Below are 1573 nucleotides of genomic sequence, written 5' to 3'. Positions count from 1 at the left end.
GTAGTCCAGCGAGAGCCAGCCAGCCGTAGGCCGATCTGATCGTGACGTCGTTGCGGACCGCGCGCATCGCGGCCATTCCGAACAGGAAATCGTCAAGTCGCCCGATGAAATTGTCCTTGAGGGGATTTATGAAAGGATTGGCGTAATCAGGGTGCCGGGTCATCCAGACGTGGTCGCCGACGATGCGATAGATGAAGCAAAAGACGGCCGCCAGAATGACGACGCGGGCAAGGCCGAGCCGTCGCTCGGCGAGCAGAAGCCCCGGCAACGAGATTGAAAAGATGATCTCCACGCCAAGCGACCACAGCACCCAAAGTGCCCAGGTTGGTTCCCAATATTTAGGAATGAAGTCGTGAATACCGGTCAGCAGCAGTGCGAAGCTCTTGGCGAAGGTGAAGAGGTCGTACTGCTTGAGGTAGCCCACGAGCAGAATCGTCAGGATGTAGAGAGGCCATAAGCGAAGTGCGCGCTGGAAGTAGAACCGCAGCACGTTTCTCCAGTCATCAGCGATGCTGGGTCGATAGAATACCATCCCGCTTAGGATGAAGAACAGGCCTACACCGAGATGTCCGTGATTGATTGCTGCCGGAGACAGCAACCGGGACGCATCGAACGGATACGCCGCAGCGATCTGCCGGTAGAAGAAATGGTGGAACAGCACGGCAAGAATCGCAAAGCCGCGGAAGGCATCGATGTAGGAACTGCGCTCTGATTTGCCTGGCATGAAAAGTCCCGTTGATTAACGGTGACCATAAATCCATTGCGCCGGTCCGCGGCTCGACCCTTTCGGGTTACCCCAATATTCGCTGTCCATAACCCTAGAGAAAATGCGCAGCGGGTGGAGGTGCAGACCATGATGCGGTAGGCCAAAGCAAATTCACGAGCGGCATGCTCGAAAGCAGACCTATACGGAAGCAACTCGTTCGGATTCGGTGGCCTGAAACCAGAGCCGTCGCGTCGTTGGCGGCATGCATTCATGCGATCCACCACCGGGCGCGCGATGCCTTCCTTGAACCCGGAGCGTCGTCGGGTACTTTTTTGCTGTTCTTCCAGGGATCAAGATGGAGAGCGACTCTATGCGAGTGATGTTTGTGCTTAACTGTCTTGGAACCGGAGGTGCTGAGCGTCATACATATCAGCTTGCGAATGCGCTGGCGGCCCACGGTGACATCTGCACGATAGTGGGCCTAACAAGCAGCTATTCGGCGGCAGATCTAGGCCAAAAATCTATCAAGCCGGCACATCTCAACCAAAGCTCTATCAAGAAGGCACATCTCAGCCAAAGCTCCGTTGAGATGCTGAATGGCAATCGGATTTACGACATCGGCACAGCATTAGGCCTGTCGCGAATGATCCGCACCCAGGCCCCCGAAGCAATTGTCGCGGTAGACGAGCGGCCATTGCTGTTCGCGACGATTTCACGGCGATTGGCAGGCTCAAATGCTAAACTCGTTTTGATCCTGCATAACCCGGACATTCTAACCGCGAGGGATCGGATACTCCAGCCCATCTACCGCTATGTTGTCGCACGCGTGGACGCAATGATCTACGTTGCCCAGGATCAGCGCAAGCT

Annotated in this window: 2 protein-coding genes; one reads left to right on the top strand and one right to left on the bottom strand. The window is 55.8% G+C overall.

Translation table 11 applies throughout. From position 1 onward, the window contains the following. The coding region (locus tag ACXJMY_RS37870) for an acyltransferase family protein (protein ID WP_456624447.1) at window positions 1–724 on the bottom strand (724 nt) is incomplete at its 3' end. Between the two features lie 352 nt (window positions 725–1076). Here ACXJMY_RS37870 and ACXJMY_RS37865 point away from each other — a divergent pair. After that, the coding region (locus ACXJMY_RS37865) for a glycosyltransferase family 4 protein (protein ID WP_456624446.1) at window positions 1077–1573 on the top strand (497 nt) is incomplete at its 3' end.

The organism is Bradyrhizobium sp. P5_C12 (assembly GCF_054049735.1).
The sequence above is the reverse complement of the archived record's forward strand: the minus strand, read 5'-3'. Positions and strand labels throughout refer to the sequence as shown.